This window comes from Actinomadura madurae (assembly GCF_900115095.1).
In the GTDB taxonomy this organism is placed as follows: domain Bacteria; phylum Actinomycetota; class Actinomycetes; order Streptosporangiales; family Streptosporangiaceae; genus Spirillospora; species Spirillospora madurae.
Window position 1 is genome coordinate 199245 of the sequence record NZ_FOVH01000005.1, and the last position, 16996, is coordinate 216240.

Consider the following 16996-nt stretch of genomic DNA (forward strand, 5'->3'; position numbering starts at 1 on the left):
CAGGCAGGTAGCGAAATGTACAAGCGGGACGGATTTTCCGGCGATCACTGCCGGGGCGAGTGAATCGCGCCAGTAGCGGCGGCTACCCGGACTGAGGATACGAGGCGCATCGCGGCACACGCAGGGTGTGGACGTGACCGAAGTACCTCTGCTGGGTTCGAAACTGCAGCCCCCCGCCCCTCCGCCAGGGCTGGTGGAGCGGCCACGCCTCGGCCGCGTCCTCGACACCGCGCGGCAACACCCGATGACGCTGGTGAACGCTCCGCCCGGCTGGGGGAAGTCCGTGCTGCTGAGCTGGTGGACGAGGGCGACCGACTTTCGGGTCGGCTGGTTCGGCATCGAAGACGGGGACGACCCCCGATTCTGGTGCTATCTGCGGGCCGTACTGATCTCCACGGGGGGTTTCGCGGGGCATGCCCTGCCGTCGCCGGACGAGATGCGCCATGAAGAGTTCCTGCCCCGGCTGGCGGCCGAGCTGGCCGAGCTGCGCGATCCCGTGGGCATCGTTCTCGACGATTTCCATCGAATACGGGACCCGCGGGTCTTGAAGGGGCTGGAGTATCTGGTTCAGCACGCCGGGCGGGCACTGCGGGTGGTCATCGTGACGCGTGGTGGCCCGGGACCTCCACTGGCGCGCCTGCGGCTCGCCGGGGCGGTCACCGTGCTGGAGGCAGCGGAGCTGTCCTTCACCATGCCGGAGACCGTCGAACTGCTGGCCGCACTGGGCCTGGAGCTGCCTGACCGCTACACGCGCATCCTGCTCCGGCGCACAGAGGGCTGGCCGGCGGGCCTGCGGCTGGCGGGGCTGTCCATGCAAGGACATCGTGATCCGCTGCGCTTCGTCGGTGGGCTGACCGGCGACCACGAGACCATCGCGGGCTATTTCACCTCGGAAGTGCTGGACAGACTCGACGGCGCGCATCTGGAGGTCCTGCTGTACGGCTCTGTGCTGGAGCGGATCAACGGCAGCCTGGCGGACGCGCTGACCGGCCGGTCGGACGGGGAACAGATCCTGGCCGAGCTGGGGAACGCGGGGGCATTCCTCGACCCGGTCGACGACCGGCGCTCCTCGTATCGCTACCACCATCTTCTCGGCGAGTTCCTTCGTCGTGAGCTGGCCAGGCGAGAGCCGCGGCAGGTTCCCCACCTGCATCGGCGGGCGGCCGCCTGGTATGCCGCGCGGGGCTCGTCCCCGGACGCGCTGCACCACGCCCTCCTGTCCTTGGACTGGCGGATGGCCACGGACCTGCTGGCCGACCATTGGCCCGATCTCGTTGTGTCGGGTCCGGACCGGCCGCTCTGGGCGTTCGATGCCGCGCCGCCAGAAGCGGCATTTCGCGTCAACTCGGATCTTGCGCTGGCCTGTGCGTTAAACCAGCAGATTCTCGGCGATCGGCGAGGTACCGACCGTTACCTGCGGCTTGCCGGTGATCAGACCACCGAGGCCGACGACGACAGGATCACGGCGATCCGCTTGGCGCGGTCGGTGGCGGTGGGTGACGTCGCCGCGACGTTCTCCCAGGCGTCACGGCTCCTCGCACACCGGGACGGCGATCGCACCCGCTCTGTCGCCCTTTCCGCACTCGGCACGGCCCAGCTGGCCACCGGCGACCTGCGCATGGCAGAACGGGTACTGGACGACGGGCTGGCCGCGGCCGAGCGGGCGGGCCTGGAACGGGTCCGGGCCGCGTGCCTCAGCAGGCTCGCCGTGGTCCGTGCGCTGCTCGGCGAACTCCATCTCGCGGAGCAGGCCGCTCAGGATTCGCTCGGCTTCGCGACGTCCCCCGCGGCTTGCGGATACGCCCAGCTGGCCCTGGCGATCACGCATCACGAATGGGGGGAGGCTGACGAGGCGGCCCGATACCTGGATCTCGCCGACAGCAACGGCGACCAGTTGCTCGCCGCACTGATCAGCATCGTCCGGCTGTGGTTGCTCCAGGCTGGCCGATCCCAGGCCGGAGCGGACGAGGTGTTGCGCGAGGTCCGCCACCAGCTCACCGGCTGGGCGGTGCCGAGATACATCGCCCACCGGTTCACCGCCGCCGAGGCGGCGCTGCGGACGAACTTCGGGGACACCGGCACGGCCGCGAGGCTACTGGCCGACCAGGTTGGGGCGTCGGGCGGCTCGGCCCCGCTGGCGGTCGCGCTCGCGCGCACGCAGCTGAGAAACGGCGATCTGGACGCGGCGATACGGACGGCCGCCGGAGCTCCGAACATGGAACTGGGGGGCAGCCTGGAGGCGGGCCTCCTGGAAGCGCTGGCCGCCGACCGCCTCGGCCAGGACCGGCACGCGTCCGCGATCCTGGAGAAGGCCCTGCAACTCGCCGATCAGGAGCGTTTCCGGGGTGTGTTCATCCGCGAGGGCCCGGCCGCGCGGCGGCTGCTGAGCGCCCACCTGGACTCCGGGACGGCATACTGGCCGTTCGTCCTGGACATCATCGAGTGCGCCGCCGAGCGGACGGACCACCCCGTCGCGCCGCTGACCGAGCGGGAGCTGACGGTGCTGCGGTATCTCCAGAGCGTCCTGACGACCGAGGAGATCGCGGCCGAGCTGCACGTCTCGGTCAACACCATGAAGACGCACATGCGCCACATCTACCGGAAGCTCACCGCCTCCCGGCGCCGGGAGGCGGTGCGCAAGGCGCGGGAGGCTCAGCTTCTCTGAGCGCCGCCGCTCTCTTGTCCGCTGCGGTGACGGTTCCGGAAGGCTCGGAACAGGCGGAGCGGGAACAGCCCGATCAGCGGAGCGCGCTTGCCGAGATCCTCGCGATCCTCCCGGTTGAAGGCACGGGCGTAACGGGCGGCGTCCGCGGCGGTCTCGTACTCCTTGGCACCTCCGGCCGCGCATTTCCGGTCGCAGATCCACACCAGCATGTTCCCTTCACTGGTGAACCGCGGACGGTGGCCGAGAAGACGGCAGGCGAGCGTCACTCCTCGTTCCCCCTGGCGTCTCCAGGGCCGTACCTGCTGCGCGTCAGCCGCCGTAGGCGCCCCTCCTTGATCGCCTCGCCCAGCGCTTGCCTGAACCGGCCGGGGCCCCAGCTTCGGGCGCTGACCCGCTTCGCCAGGTCGCGCCGCTCCACCGGGCCCACCCCGGTCGCGTGGACGAGATCATCGATCTCACGGTCGAGTTCGCGCTCGGAGACCGCCGTCGACCGGCTTGGCGTGCCCGCGGTTCCCATCATTCCCGGCGAGTAGGTCTGCGAGCCCCCAGGCCCGGGACGGAAGCGCTGCGGCCTCGCCATTTCCCGCTTGCGGCGCCGGGCGGCGCGCTCCCCTGCGCGGCGATCGCGTTCGTCGGACCGGCGCCTGTCCTCGGCCGACAGTTCCCGCTCCAGTGCGGCCCGCCGGAGGCTCTCCTGCTCCTGCGGCGTGGTGGCCTCGGCCTCCTCCGCGGTGAGCGGACGGGCGATGTTCTCCAGCGACTGCTGTTCGGCGCGGACGCCGAAGATCAGCTCCGCGAACCCGCCCAGCATCATCGCCCCGCATCCGATGAAGAACCCGACGGCGACCAGGTCCAGCCGGCCGCTGCCGATGAACTGACCGAAGAGCGCCGGGCCGGTGATCCCGCCGGCCGCGGTGCCGACCGCGAAGAACAGGGCGATGGCCAGGGCGCGGGTCTCCATCGGGAAGATCTCGCTGACCGTCAGGTAGGCGGAGCTGGCCCCGGCCGAGGCGACGAAGAAGCTCAGCGCGACCAGGATGATGAACGTCGTCGAGGTCAGGAGGTCGGCCATGAGCAGGGCGGCGGTCGCCGCGATCAGCGCCGCGGAGCCGAAGTAGGTGCCGGCGATCATCGGCTTGCGGCCGACGGTGTCGAAGAGGCGTCCGAGCAGGAGCGGCCCCATCAGGTTCCCGAGCGCGAACGCGGCCAGGAAGTAGGGCACCGTGCCGGACGCGACGTCGAAAAAGTCGCTGAGGATCGTGCCCAGGTCGAACGTGACGGCGTTGTACATGAACGCCTGCCCGACGAACAACGACAGCCCGAGAACGGTGCGGTTGGGATAACGTTTGGCCGTCACGCGGGCGATTTCGCGGAAGCTGATCGACCTGCGCTGCCGCACGGTGATGCTCTGCGCCGGAGGGGGCAGCGGCTCCCCGGTCTCGGTCTGAACCTCCCGCTCGATCCGGTCGACGATCCGTTCCGCCTCCTCGTCACGGCCATGGATGAACAGCCAGCGGGGGCTCTCCGGAACGTTCCGGCGCACCACCAGGATCCCCAGCCCGAGGACCCCGCCAATGGCGAAGGCCAGCCGCCAGCCGAGGTCCGCCGACAGCAGGGCATCGTTGAGGAGCAGCACGCTGCCAAGGCTTCCAATGGCCGCGCCCAGCCAGTAACTGCCGTTTATGGCGAGGTCCACCCGGCCCCGGTTGCGGGCGGGGATCAACTCGTCGATGGCCGAGTTGATGGCCGCGTATTCACCGCCGATGCCGGCCCCTGTGAGGAAACGGAACAGGAACAGGTACCACGCCTCGGTCGCGAACGCGGTCGCCACGGTCGCCACCAGGTACAACCCCAGTGTGATCATGAACAGTCTCTTGCGTCCGAAGCGGTCGGTGAGCTGGCCGAAGAGAAGCGCGCCGAGGCATGCGCCGGCAACGTAGAAGGCCGCGGCCGTGCCGATGTCGCCGCTGGAGATGTCGATGCCGCTGCCCGGCTCGGTCATCCGGGCGGCGATCGAACCCACGATCGTGACCTCTAGCCCGTCCAGTACCCAGACGGTGCCCAGGCCGATCACGATTCTCCAGTGGAACCGCGTCCAGGCCAGGCGATCCAGCCGAGCGGGAATCTGGGTCTGAATCGTGCTCAATTCGCCGGCATTCGTCATCCCGTTACCCCCTTGAAAGCGGGTCACTGTCATCGACCAGCGTCTGAGTGAGGGGGTGAGGGGACGTCACCCATGCGGGGTGAAACGGACCCGGTTCCGGCGTCACCCTCATCGGGTGACGCGTTCTCACCCGGTCCCGCGCGACGCTGTGGGACGAAAGGTCCTCCTCATACGGAAGGGAGGTTCGCATGAGCGCCACGGGATTCGCGACCTTCGACAAGACCATCGACAAGACGAACCGCGTGCTGAATGAGATCGAGCATGCCCACGGGTGGTCAAAGGAACGACGGAACTGGTCCTTCGATGCGCTGCGCGCCGTTTTGCACGCTTTGCGCGACCGGCTGACCGTGGACGAGTGTGCGCATCTCTCCGCCCAACTCCCCTTGCTGGTCCGCGGTGTGTACTACGAGGGCTGGGACCCCAGCCGAGTGCCGGTGAAAATGGACAAGGAGGAGTTCCTCCAACATGTCCGGCGTGGCTTCCCGCACGAGGTCGACGGTGGTATGGAGCGGCTGGTGTCCACCGTCCTGCAGGCGCTGCGGCGATACGTCACAGAAGGTGAATGGGAGGACATCAAGTCCAGCATTTCCCGGGACCTGCGCCCGCTCATTCCCGTCTAGGGCGTCGGTCGGGCCGGGGGTGACTCGGCCTTCGTGCCGTCGGAACTCTTCCTGGTATGCGCGTCTGGAGGGTCATCAGAATGTTCGAGGACCTGCCGCGCCAATTCGACGCGTGAGCGGATGTCGAGTTTGCGGAAGACCTGCCGCAGGTGGAACGCGACGGTGTGAACGCTGACGGACAACTGATCAGCGATGCGCTGGTTGGTGAGCCCTTGGGCGACAAGCCCGGAGATCCGCTGCTCGGTCCCGGTGAGGCTGTCCCAGCCGGCCGCGGGACGTTCGCGGTGGTTCCAGTGCCGTCGGCGTTCCCCCATCCGCCGCAGGCGCCCCCGGATCCGGGCGGCATCGCGTTCGGCGCCGGCCGCCGCGTAACAGGAGAGAGCCTTGTCCAAACACTGAATCCTCTGGCCGCGCGCGCCGCCCGCCCCGTCCAGCAGCATGCCGAGGTCCTCGTAGGCGGAGGCGCACGCCCAGTGGTCGGCGTGCTGGGCGGCCGCGTTTCGCAGGAGGTTCGGATCGCCGTGCAACAGCCCCCGGGCGTGCTCGGCGGCGGCGGCCAGGCTGGGCAGTCCCGGGTTCATTTCGGCGAGCCGGTCGGCCGCCGCTACGACCTCCTCGGCCGGTCCGGGCTCACCCGCCGCGACCGCCGTCCGGACCAGCCAGGCCGCCGCCGTCGGCTCGCAGGTCAGCGCCCGATTGTGCTCCGCCAGGCCGTCGAGGAGCAGGCTCAATGCGGGCAGGGCGGCCCGCGGCCCGTCGCACGCCTCTGTCACCTGCGCCCGGACCAGCTCGCTACGGGTCAGGTCGAAGGGAGGGAGTGCCGGGCCGCCCGCGTTCTCGCCGCCGAGGCTGTGCTCGGTGGCCGTCTCGAGATCGCCGGAGCGCAGCGCCGCGAAGGACAGCGCGGACCGGGCACAGGCGCCCAGCAGGTGCGCCCCGCCCGCGTCGGCCGCCTCCAGAGCCGCCCTCGCTCCGCGGATCGCCTCCTCCGGACGCCCCTCCGCGAGGTCGATGCGTGATCGCACGATCGCCGGTCCGGCCGCCCAGCCGTCCCGTCCGATCCCGTCGGCCCCGCCGGTCCCCAGCACCATCGCCCGCCGTGCCTCGTCCATGAGCCTGACGTCCACCAGGAACGAGGCCAGGATCAGACCGGGGTGGAGCCGGCACTCATGCACGCCGTCGTTGAACGCCTGCCGCACACCGGTCCGTGTGAACTTGAGCGCGCCGATCAGGTCGCCCTCGTCCCAGCCGTTCAAGGCAAGGACGATGAGCGCCCCGGTCACCAGACCACGACCGGGCACGTCGTCCGCCTTGACGATCGCTCTGGCCCGGTCCAGTACGCTCCCGCTCTCCTGCAGCCCGGCCTCGGCCTGCAGGAGGGCGAGTTCGGCGTGGTCGCGCACCTCGGCCGGCAGATCCGGCATGTCCAGCACGGCCTTGGCCGAGTCAAACGCCTTGGCGGCCTGGCCCATCGGCACCAGGACGAAGGACAGCGCGGTCAGCAGTTCGGCGGTGGACGGGCCGGACGCGCACTGGTCGAGCGCGGCCTCCGCGAGCTCCGCGGCTCCCACCAGGTCACCGGCGGCGACCAGCGTCCGCATCGCCGTCATCGTGCGCGCGAACCACCGCGGGTCGGCGGGCTCGGTGAGATCGAGCGCCCGGCGGGTCAGCTCGGCGGCGACCGCCGGGTAGGTGTCGAGCATCTCCGCGCTCGCCCGGTCCAGGCTCTGGAGGACCTCCGGGACGCCCGGTACCGCCCCGGCCATGAGGTGGGTCGCTGCGGCCTTCACCCGGCCGCCGTGCTCCAGCAGGTTCCTACCGATCTGCACGTGCAGCGCTTGCCGGACGGGACCGGGAATATCCATGATCATCGATTCGCGCACCACGTCGTGCCGGAACACCAGAGCCTCTTCATGCGCCGCCAGCAACCCTGTCGCCAGTATCGCCTCCAGTGACGGCAGCAGTTCGGAGGGGGTGATGCCAAGCAGGTCGGCGGCGACCAGGGGATGGAATGCCGGCCCCAGCATCGCCGCTACCTCGAGAAGCCGCCGGGCCGCCGGATCCAGATCGTCCAGTCGGCCATGGACGACGATACGGGCCCGCTCCGGCAGCCGGGAGGTGATGAGGCGGGCCTGGCCCTGGGAGATCACCACCCCGCCCTCGTCGAGCAGTCCGTTCATCAGCTCGAGAAGCAGCAGCGGATTACCGCCCGCCCGGTCCGCGAGCACGCGCAGGTCGGGATCAGGGCGCGCACCCAGAGCGGCGGTGACCAGGTCGGAGACGGCCTCACCCGACAGCGGGCGAAGCTGGAGCAGGGTCGCGCCGCCCGCCTGCAACCGGAGGAACAGCCGGTCGAGCTCGGTGCCACCGGAGCCGGTATGGCGTGCGAGGATCCAGCACACGGGAGACGACGCGAGCCGGATCGGCAGCGTACGCAGCGCGAGGACCGTAGCGGGATCAGCCCATTCCAGATCGTCCAGGACGACCAGCAACGAGGTGGAGCGGGCCCGCCGCTCCAGCGCGGCCCGCAACCGCTCGGTCGGCCGGTCCTGTCCGGCCGGCGGTGGGTTCGGGCCGGGCTCGTCGAGTACCGACAGCAACATCTCCAGTATCGCGGGCCGATGCAGTTCGGGGGCCGTGTCCGCGACCAGCACCGCGAAGCCCTCGTCAGCGGCTCTCTGTGCGGCCTCCTCGAGCAGGCGGGTCCGCCCGATGCCCGCCTCCCCCTCGACGAGCATGACCCTCGGGCCGTCGACGCGCGTCAGTAACTCGTCGATGCTCGCTCGTTCCTGTTGACGACCGAAGGTCGTGCCCCGTGTCGGCGGCCTGCCGTCCATACAGGGCAACGTGCCCTGGATGGCGCAGGGCGATACGCGATCGTCAACGCGCCGCTGTCCTGTTTTTAGGCAGGGTCAAGTCAACATTGGACAAAGGCGGATCACCTGGGGACCATCTGCCGCAACCCGGTCAAAGCGGCAGTCCGGGTCACAAGAGCAGGTCGAACATGCGCTGGACCCGCTCCCACTGCGTGGTCTGCGGGTTGCGCCGGTCCGGGAACATGATCCGGAAGGCCTGCGACAGCGCGTAGGAAAGGCCGCCCGCGATCTCGGGGAGCTTCTCATCGGTGGCATCGCGGACCGCGAGATCCAGCGGCGGCCGCCTCGCCAGCAACTCCAGGATCGGCTCGACCTCGATCTCCTCGTCCAACCGGCGGAACCGGTGGATGCTCTCCTGCAGGCCCTTCGTGATCGGCAGGTCGAACGGCTCGATGATGTCGCGCCCGTTCGCCTTCGCCTTGGCCTGTCCGTTGAGGAGCAGGTCGTACAGCTTTGCGTCAAGGAACTCGTGGTAGCGCCGCAGATCATTCTTATCGACATCCAGCCCCGCGGCCGCTCTGAAGAAGCGCTCGAACCTGCTGATTCCTATCACGGCCATGCCAGTTACCTCGCCTGTCGTCTCCTGAAAGGAGGAGAAGGAAGTCCAGTTCGTACAGCCTTCCCGCTCGGAGAGGGCGTCACATCGTCAGATCTTGTAGGACCAGATCCGCGCGACAAGGTCGTGCGCCCAGGCCGGCCGGGTGCCTGACCCCCGCGAGCCCGCCTGGACAGGTGCCCTTCCGCTCACGGCGAGTTCACGGACGCGCCGCGGTGGCGCGAGCACAGACCTACACGGTCGGTGGATGTGCCCGATCACCTGATGACGCAGCGTCGGTCACTAAGACGTTGCCATCTCCGGCAACCGTGCACGCCCTCCCACCGTAATGCGCGGTGGGAACCATCGGAGGGAAGCTGATGGCCAGAGCAGTCGGCATAGACCTCGGCACCACCAACTCGGTCATCGCGGTGACCGAAGGCGGTGAGCCCCGGGTCATCCCCAATGCGGAAGGATCACGGACGACCCCGTCCGTGGTGGCCTTCACCGAACAGGGGGAGAGGCTGGTCGGGCAGTTGGCCCGGCGGCAGGCGATCCTGAACCCGAAGGGCACCATCACCTCGGCGAAGCGCTTCATCGGACGACGCTACGAAGAGATCGAGACCGAGAGGGACGCGGTCTCCTCCGACGTGGTAGCAGGGCCTGACGGAACTGCGCGCTTCGACGTGCGCGGCAAGCAGTACGCGCCGGAGGAGATCTCGGCGCTGGTCCTGCGCAAGCTGGCGGACGACGCCGGAAAGTCGCTCGGCGAGAAGGTCACCGAGGCGGTCATCACCGTGCCCGCCTACTTCAACGACGCCCAGCGGCACGCCACGAGCGACGCGGGGAAGATCGCCGGGCTCGAAGTCCTGCGCATCATCAACGAGCCCACAGCGGCGGCACTGGCCTACGGCCTCGACAAGAAGGCCAACGAGACCGTGCTGGTGTTCGACCTGGGCGGCGGCACGTTCGACGTCAGCCTGCTGAACATCGGCGACGACGTGGTGGAGGTCCGCGCCACCTCCGGTGACGGCCATCTCGGCGGCGACGACTTCGACCGCCGGATCGTCGATCACCTCGCCGATGACTTCCAGCGGGAGAACGGGATCGACCTGCGCGCGGACCCCCAAGCCCTGCAGCGGCTGTTCGAGGCCGCCGAAAAGGCCAAGGTCGAACTGTCCACGGTGTCCCAGACACAGCTCAGCCTGCCGTTCATCACGGCCGACGCCAGCGGCCCGAAACACCTCAACACCTCGCTGATGCGCTCCACGTTCGAGCAGATCACCGCTGACCTGATCGAGCGCTGCGTCGGCCCGGTGGAACGGGCGATGAGCGATGCCAAGGTCACCGCCGACGACATCGACGAGGTCATCATGGTCGGCGGGTCCACCCGGATCCCCGCCGTGCAGAGCCTCGTCCGCAGGCTGACCGGCGGCAAGGACCCCAACATGTCGGTCAACCCGGACGAGGTCGTGGCGCTCGGCGCCGCGATCCAGGCCGGCGTCCTCAAGGGCGAGGTCAAGGACGTCCTGCTGCTCGACGTCACGCCCCTGTCGCTCGGCGTGGAGACCATGGGCGGGGTGATGACCAAGATCATCGAGCGCAACACGACCATCCCCGCCCGCCGCACCGAGACGTTCAGCACCGCCGAGGACAACCAGAACGCGGTCGACGTCGTGGTCCTGCAGGGTGAACGGGAACGGGCCGCCGACAACCGGGTGCTCGGTCGCTTCCGGCTGGAGAACATCCGCCCCGCGCCACGCGGCCAGCCGCAGATCGAGGTGACGTTCGACATCGACGCCAACGGCATCCTCAATGTCTCCGCACGCGATAAGGACACCGGCGCCGAGCAGCGCATCACGATCAGCCAGAGCTCGAACCTCGACGAGAGCGAGGTCGAACGCATGATCGCCGATGCGGAGCGGAACCGGCAGGAGGACGCCCGGCTGCGCGCGCAGGTCGACGCGCGCAACGAGCTGGACTCGGCCATCTACCAGGTCGAACGCCGGCTCGGCGAACTCGCCGACACCGTGCCCGTGCATGAGAAGGCGCGGGCCGAGGGGCTGATCGAGGACGCCCGGCAAGCCATCAAGGAGGAGGCGCCGCTGGACCGGCTGCGCACGCTCACCTCCGAACTCCAGCAGATCCTGCACGGCTTGGGAGCGACCACCGGAGCGGGCGCGGGCGAGCGTTCCGCTGGGGCGACGACGGAAGGCTCGGACGAGGATGTCATCGACGCCGAATTCACGACGGACTGAGCAGACCGGGCAGCCAGTCGGCCAGGACCGGCCACTCGAGCAGCCCGAGCACGCCGAGCAGGAAAGAGCCGCCGAGGCGGCCGGCCGCGATTCCGGCGAGGTCGAACGGCTCCGGGCGCGGATCGAGGAACTCGAGGACCTGTGGCGGCGCGCGCTCGCCGATCTCGACAACCTGCGCAAGCGCATGACGCGTGAACTGGAGACGCAGCGCCGTGCCCAGCGGGCGGAGGTCACCGCGATGTGGCTGCCGGTTCTCGATGACCTCGAACGCGCCCTCCAGCACGCCGAGTCCGATCCGGCCAGCGTCATCGAGGGCGTTCGCAGCGTCCGGGACCGGGCCGTGTCGACGTTGCGCGACCTCGGTTACCCGCGTCGCGATGACCTGGGGGTCCCGTTCGACCCGGCCCGGCACTCGGCGGTCGCCGTGCGCACCGACCCCGACGTTCCGCCCGGCACAGTGGTCGAGGTGCACCAGCCGGGCTACGGCGACGACGAGAACCAGTTGCGTCCGGCGCTGGTGTCGGTGTCGGCCAAGGCCGGTGACTGATGGCCGTCCGAGATCCGTACGAGGTGCTCGGGGTCTCCCGGGACGCCGACGAGGACGAGATCCAGCGCGCCTACCGCAAGCTCGCCCGTGCCCATCACCCCGACATCAACAAGGACCCCGGAGCCGAGGAGAAGTTCAAGGACGTCTCCGAGGCCTACGCCATCCTGTCCGATCCGGAACAGCGCCGCCGCTATGACGTCTTCGGGCCTGACTTCCGGCGGGTTCCGGAAGACGTCGACCCGGACATGTGGGCGCGTTCCCGTGCGGGTGCCGCCACGGGCGCCGGCCCCTACGCCACCACGGGCGGCGTCTACACCGGCGGGTTCGGGGAGGACATCGACGTGGAGGAGTTGTTCGGCGGGATCTTCGGTGGCCGCCGGCGGGGCGGCGGTCGCTGGTCCGCCTGGTCGCCGTCTCGCGGTGCCGACCAGGAGGCCGAGATCGAGGTCAGCGTCGAGGAGGCGTACCGGGGGACCAGGCGCACCATCACCCTCGAGCGTCCAGAGGGCCCGCGGAACCTCGACGTCACCGTTCCCGCCGGTGTGACCGACGGCCAGCGCATCCGGTTGGCCGGGCAAGGCGGGAGCGGCGACACCGCTGGAGACCTTTACCTGGTGGTGCGGATCGCCCCACATCACCGCTACCGCGTCCAAGATCGCGACGTATACACCGACCTGCCGCTCGCTCCGTGGGAGGCCGCCCTCGGCACGACGGTGGGACTGCAGACGCCCGGCGGCGAGGCCAAGGTGAAGGTGCCCCCCGGCACCTCCAGTGGGCGACGGCTCCGGCTGCGCGGACGCGGGCTGCCCAATCCCCGCGGTGCCCCGGGCGACCTGTTCGCCGAGGTCCGGATCGTGGTCCCGCCCGAGCCGTCCGAAACGGAACGCCGGCTGTTCGAGGAGCTCGCCTCAGCGTCGCCGTTCGACCCGAGGAGATCGTGATGGAACATCTGCTGCCCGGCACGGTCTACGCCATCATCCCGACCCGTCCCCGGCGGATGGACCTCGACGCCTTCGCCGATGCCGCCGGAATCCATCCCGAGCTGGCACGCCGGCTGGTGCGTCTCGGGCTGCTCGACCCCGAACGCGACCCGTCCGGCCGGCTCTGGTTCCCGCCCGCGCAGGTCGCCGCGTACGCACGCCTCGAACGCCTGCGGACGGGGCTCTGCCTCAACTACGCCGCGCTGGGACTCGTGGTCGAACTGCTCGACCGCATCGCCGAACTCGAGCGGGAACTACGCATCCAACACCACACCGGAGGCCGAACGTGGACCCCAACCGCCTGACCCAGAAATCCCAGGAGGCCCTGCACGACGCCCAGACCAAGGCCCTGCGCTTCGGGCACGTCGAAGTGGACGGCGAGCACCTGCTGCTCGCCCTGCTCGACCAGGCCGGCGGACTGGTCCTGCGGCTGCTCACCGATGCGAAGGCAGATCCGGCACGGTTGCGGGAGGCGCTGGAGGCCGAGCTAGGCCGCCGCCCGAGCGTGAGCGGTCCGGGGACCGAGCCCGGCAAGGTGCTGGTGACTCAGCGGCTCTCCCGCCTGCTCGAGACCGCCCAGCAGGAGGCCGAACGGCTGAAGGACGACTATGTCTCCGTGGAGCACCTGGTCATCGCACTGCTGGAGGAGGGCTCGGCGACGGCGGCGGGCCGGCTGCTGCACCGTCAGGGCATCACCAGGGACTCCTTCCTGGAGGCCCTCACCCGGATTCGCGGCCACCAGCGGGTGACGTCCACTATGCCCGAGGTCGCCTACGAGGCGCTGGAGAAGTACGGCCGGGACCTGGTGGCCGACGCCGCGGCAGGCAAACTCGACCCCGTTATCGGCCGGGACGCCGAGATCCGCCGTGTCGTCCAGATCCTGTCCCGCAAGTCCAAGAACAACCCGGTGCTGATCGGCGACCCCGGCGTCGGTAAGACCGCCATTGTCGAAGGGCTCGCCCGACGCATCACCGACGGCGACGTCCCCGAGGGCCTCCGCGATAAGACGATCTTCAACCTGGACATGGGCTCGCTCGTCGCGGGCGCCAAGTACCGGGGCGAGTTCGAGGAACGCCTCACCGCCGTGCTCAACGAGGTCAAGGCGGCCGAGGGCCGAATCCTGCTTTTCGTCGACGAGCTCCACAACGTCGTCGGCGCGGGCGCCACCGAAGGCGCCATGGACGCCGGCAACATGCTCAAGCCGATGCTCGCCCGCGGCGAACTTCACATGATCGGCGCCACGACAGTGGAGGAGTACCGCAAGCACATCGAGAAGGACGCCGCCCTGGAGCGGCGTTTCCAGCCCGTCCTGGTCAACGAGCCCACCGTGGATGACACCGTCTCCATCCTGCGCGGCCTGCGCGAACGCCTGGAGGTCTTCCACGGCGTGAAGATCCAGGACGCCGCACTGGTGGCCGCCGTGACGCTCAGCCACCGCTACATCTCCGACCGGTTCCTGCCGGACAAGGCCATCGACCTGGTCGACGAGGCGTGCGCCATGCTGCGCACCGAGATCGACTCCATGCCCGCGCCACTGGACGAACTCACCCGCCGTGTCATGCGCCTGGAGATCGAGGAGGCCGCACTGTCCAAGGAGGAGGACGCGGCGAGCAAGGCCCGCCTGGAGAAACTCCGGAAGGAACTGGCCGAGCTGCACGCCGAGGCCGGCTCCATGCGCGCCCAGTGGGAGGCCGAGCGCCAGGCACTCCGCAAGGTGCAGGCGCTGCGTCAGGAGATCGAACAGGTCGGGCAGGAGGCCGATCGGGCCGAGCGCGACTACGACCTCAACCGTGCCGCTGAGCTGCGGCACGGCCGGCTGCCCGAGCTGGAGCGGCGGCTGCGCGCCGAGGAGGAGCGGCTGACCGACAAGCAGAACGGCGGCCGGCTGCTGCGCGAGATCGTGACCGAAGAGGAGATCGCGGCGATCGTGTCCCGCTGGACGGGCATCCCGGTCAGCCGTCTGCAAGAGGGCGAGCGGGACAAGCTGCTCAGGCTCGACAAGGTTCTACACGAGCGGGTGGTCGGACAGGACGAGGCCGTCCAGCTGGTGTCCGACGCCATCATCCGCGCCCGCTCGGGCATCAAGGACCCGCGCCGACCCATCGGCTCGTTCGTCTTCCTCGGCCCCACCGGCGTCGGCAAGACCGAACTGGCCCGCACCCTCGCCGCGGCCCTGTTCGACACCGAGGAGAACATGGTTCGCATCGACATGAGCGAATACCAGGAGCGTCACACCGTCAGCCGGCTGGTCGGCGCGCCCCCCGGCTATGTGGGATACGAGGAGGGCGGCCAGCTCACCGAGGCCGTCCGGCGCAAGCCCTACTCGGTCGTGTTGTTCGACGAGATCGAGAAGGCGCACGGCGACGTCTTCAACACGCTGCTCCAGGTGCTCGACGACGGCCGCCTGACCGACGCCCAAGGCCGCACCGTCGACTTCCGCAACACCGTGATCATCATGACGTCCAACATCGGGTCGGAGCATCTGCTGCAGGGCGTCACCTCGGAGGGCGACATCGAGCCGGACGCCCGCGCCCGTGTGATGGGCGAGTTGCGCCGGCATTTCCGTCCCGAGTTCCTCAACCGGGTCGACGACATCATCCTGTTCAAGCCACTCACGCTGCCGCAGATCGAGCAGGTCGTCGACCTGATGTTCAAAGACCTTCGCGCCCGGCTGGCCGACCGGCAGATGCACCTGGCGATCGACGAGGACGCCCGGCGGCTGATCGCCGAGCAGGGCTTCGACCCGGTGTACGGCGCCCGCCCGCTCCGCCGCTTCATCGCCCGCGAGGTCGAGACCCGCATCGGCCGCGCGCTCATCGCAGGTGACGTCCGGAACGGTGCGACCATCCACATCACCGTCGCGAACGAGGAACTGAACGTCCGCTACGAGAACCCGGAGTGACCGGCCGGGCGCGCCGGCCTACTCGCGGTGGACTTCACCCGATTCCTTGTCTGTGCGGACGCCACGCCAACTCGGGTGCCGCAACCGGCCATCACCGGTCCACTCGGCGAAGGCGACCTCACCGACCAGTTCCGGTCGCACCCAGCGGGCGTCCCGCGCATGCTGAGGAGGCACGTCGGGAACCGGCGGGTCGTCCTGCCGCAACGGCGCGAGACGCTCGGCGAGGTCGTCCAGGATCGCCTCGGTGAAGCCGGTACCGACCTGACCGGCATATCTCAGCCGTCCCCGCTCATCGTTGACGGCCAGCAGGAGCGCGCCGATCCGGTCGGCGCGGCGGCCCTCCCCCGGCTTCCAGCCGACGATGACCACTTCCTGGATCCGGAAGTTCTTCGTCTTGGTCCAGTCCCGATGCCGTTTCCCCGGCCGGTAAGGGGAGTCGACGCGCTTGGAGACCACGCCCTCCATGCCGAGACGGGACGACTCGGCGAAGACGTCCGCGACGTCGTCGTGGGAAATGGTCGTCTTCCAGCGCGGTCCCTGCAGTTCGAGTGCGTGGAGAACTCGGCGCCTCTCGGCGTAGGGCAGGGCGATCTGCGACTCGTCACCGCGGTGCAGCACATCGAAGATCACGTAGGAGACGGGGTCGGCCTGAGCCAGCGCCTTGATGCGGTGTGGCCGACGCAGGTGCATCCGTGGGCCGAGCGCCTTGAACGAGGGCCTGCCGTCCGGTCCGAACGCCACGATCTCCCCGTCCAGCACCACCGGCACGTCGACCGCGGCGGCGAGCGGGGCGAGTTCGGGCCAGGCAACGGTGATGTCCTTGTCGTTGCGCGACATCAGCCGTAACCGTCCATCGCGGATGTAGGCGACAGCGCGGACTCCGTCCCACTTCAACTCGGCCGCCCAGCCTTCCATGGTCGGCAGTTCCCCCAGCACGGCCAGCATCGGCGGATACATCGGCAGGCTCCCCATGACCACGACCTACCGCCCAGCGGGCGGCAGGATGCCGGCCGACCGCAATAATCAGGGAAACTCGGGTCTTCCCCGCGCGAGCGGGGTGGTCCGCGGGTCGTGCGGTTGCGGGACGAGACGCCCCTCGTCTTCCTCGCGCGGGCGGGGTGGTCCGGCCTGCAGGACGCCGACCTGCTGGAGGCCACCGTTCTCCCCGCGAGCGGGGTGGTCCGGGGGACGCTGGGCTTGTTATGCGATCTCTGGCGAGGGGACGCCCAGGACACACCGCCCAGAGGTGGGCAAGACACACCTTTGAGAGGGCATTACGGGCACACTCTGCGGCGCGACGGAGATTCACCACGTGCGCGTCGACAGCACGCCGACGGCGGTGATGGGGTGTGGGATTACTGGACGTGTCGCCCCATCGACACGCGGCTATGGGATCGTGAAGCGGGATGGGATGGTTAGGCGGGCGTTGGGTGGGGTGGGGGCTGGAGC

General features: G+C 69.4%; 12 protein-coding genes. 7 read left to right on the top strand and 5 right to left on the bottom strand.

The annotated features are described in order from the left end of the window. Positions 1–133 precede the first annotated feature (133 nt). Positions 134–2665: a winged helix-turn-helix domain-containing protein gene (locus BM339_RS17015; RefSeq protein WP_143118469.1), complete on the top strand. Its 2532-nt coding sequence runs from the start codon at positions 134–136 to the stop codon at positions 2663–2665. Here the strand turns inward: BM339_RS17015 and BM339_RS17020 are convergent. Both BM339_RS17020 and BM339_RS17025 read right to left on the bottom strand, forming a co-directional pair. Then, the gene (locus tag BM339_RS17020; protein ID WP_200871721.1) at positions 2653–2874 is read right to left on the bottom strand and encodes a hypothetical protein; all 222 of its coding nucleotides are present in this window, start codon (positions 2872–2874) and stop codon (positions 2653–2655) included. The two genes, BM339_RS17015 and BM339_RS17020, sit on opposite strands and share 13 nt — an antisense overlap. A 53-nt stretch (positions 2875–2927) precedes the next feature. Then, positions 2928–4739, bottom strand: coding sequence for an MFS transporter (locus tag BM339_RS17025; protein WP_244938474.1), 1812 nt, complete (start codon positions 4737–4739; stop codon positions 2928–2930). Between the two features lie 278 nt (positions 4740–5017). Here BM339_RS17025 and BM339_RS17030 point away from each other — a divergent pair, with 278 nt between their 5' ends. Further along, on the top strand, positions 5018–5449 hold the full coding sequence (locus BM339_RS17030) for a DUF2267 domain-containing protein (protein WP_075021470.1): 432 nt from the start codon (positions 5018–5020) through the stop codon (positions 5447–5449). On the opposite strand, the gene BM339_RS17035 is transcribed toward BM339_RS17030, so the two are convergent. Then, complete coding sequence (locus BM339_RS17035) at positions 5446–8286, bottom strand: helix-turn-helix transcriptional regulator (protein WP_075021471.1); 2841 nt, start codon at positions 8284–8286, stop codon at positions 5446–5448. The genes BM339_RS17030 and BM339_RS17035 overlap by 4 nt on opposite strands. Before the next feature lie 148 nt (positions 8287–8434). Then, the gene (locus tag BM339_RS17040) at positions 8435–8884 is read right to left on the bottom strand and encodes a DUF1931 family protein (RefSeq protein WP_021591220.1); all 450 of its coding nucleotides are present in this window, start codon (positions 8882–8884) and stop codon (positions 8435–8437) included. 356 nt (positions 8885–9240) lie between these two features. Here BM339_RS17040 and dnaK point away from each other — a divergent pair, with 356 nt between their 5' ends. From dnaK to clpB, 5 genes are read left to right on the top strand one after another with little or no spacing between them, the layout of a single operon-like run. Next, on the top strand, positions 9241–11118 hold the full coding sequence (gene dnaK / locus BM339_RS17045) for a molecular chaperone DnaK (RefSeq protein WP_075021472.1): 1878 nt from the start codon (positions 9241–9243) through the stop codon (positions 11116–11118). Further along, positions 11087–11665, top strand: a complete 579-nt coding sequence (locus BM339_RS17050) for a nucleotide exchange factor GrpE (RefSeq protein ID WP_075021473.1) — start codon at positions 11087–11089, stop codon at positions 11663–11665. Before dnaK ends, BM339_RS17050 begins: the two co-directional genes overlap by 32 nt. Next, positions 11665–12606, top strand: a complete 942-nt coding sequence (locus BM339_RS17055) for a DnaJ C-terminal domain-containing protein (RefSeq protein ID WP_075021474.1) — start codon at positions 11665–11667, stop codon at positions 12604–12606. Before BM339_RS17050 ends, BM339_RS17055 begins: the two co-directional genes overlap by 1 nt. After that, positions 12606–12950 carry a chaperone modulator CbpM gene (locus tag BM339_RS17060; protein ID WP_021591225.1) on the top strand — a complete coding sequence of 115 codons (345 nt, stop codon included), beginning with the start codon at positions 12606–12608 and terminating at the stop codon, positions 12948–12950. The genes BM339_RS17055 and BM339_RS17060 overlap by 1 nt, the downstream gene beginning before the upstream one ends. After that, a complete protein-coding gene (clpB, locus tag BM339_RS17065) occupies positions 12932–15547 on the top strand; it encodes an ATP-dependent chaperone ClpB (RefSeq protein WP_075021475.1) in 2616 nt (871 codons plus the stop codon). Before BM339_RS17060 ends, clpB begins: the two co-directional genes overlap by 19 nt. Before the next feature lie 18 nt (positions 15548–15565). Here the strand turns inward: clpB and ligD are convergent, their stop codons facing one another. Beyond that, complete coding sequence (ligD, locus tag BM339_RS17070; RefSeq protein ID WP_075021476.1) at positions 15566–16519, bottom strand: non-homologous end-joining DNA ligase; 954 nt, start codon at positions 16517–16519, stop codon at positions 15566–15568. Positions 16520–16996: the final 477 nt, after the last annotated feature.

Excerpts from the sequence above, each read along its gene's own strand:
- BM339_RS17020 (WP_200871721.1), bottom strand. The coding sequence starts at position 2,874 with ATGCTGGTGTGGATCTGCGACCGGAAATGCGCGGCCGGAGGTGCCAAG.
- BM339_RS17030 (WP_075021470.1), top strand. The coding sequence starts at position 5,018 with ATGAGCGCCACGGGATTCGCGACCTTCGACAAGACCATCGACAAGACG.
- BM339_RS17035 (WP_075021471.1), bottom strand. The coding sequence starts at position 8,286 with ATGGACGGCAGGCCGCCGACACGGGGCACGACCTTCGGTCGTCAACAG.
- BM339_RS17040 (WP_021591220.1), bottom strand. The coding sequence starts at position 8,884 with ATGGCCGTGATAGGAATCAGCAGGTTCGAGCGCTTCTTCAGAGCGGCC.
- dnaK (WP_075021472.1), top strand. The coding sequence starts at position 9,241 with ATGGCCAGAGCAGTCGGCATAGACCTCGGCACCACCAACTCGGTCATC.
- BM339_RS17050 (WP_075021473.1), top strand. The coding sequence starts at position 11,087 with ATGTCATCGACGCCGAATTCACGACGGACTGAGCAGACCGGGCAGCCA.
- BM339_RS17055 (WP_075021474.1), top strand. The coding sequence starts at position 11,665 with ATGGCCGTCCGAGATCCGTACGAGGTGCTCGGGGTCTCCCGGGACGCC.
- BM339_RS17060 (WP_021591225.1), top strand. The coding sequence starts at position 12,606 with ATGGAACATCTGCTGCCCGGCACGGTCTACGCCATCATCCCGACCCGT.
- ligD (WP_075021476.1), bottom strand. The coding sequence starts at position 16,519 with ATGGGGAGCCTGCCGATGTATCCGCCGATGCTGGCCGTGCTGGGGGAA.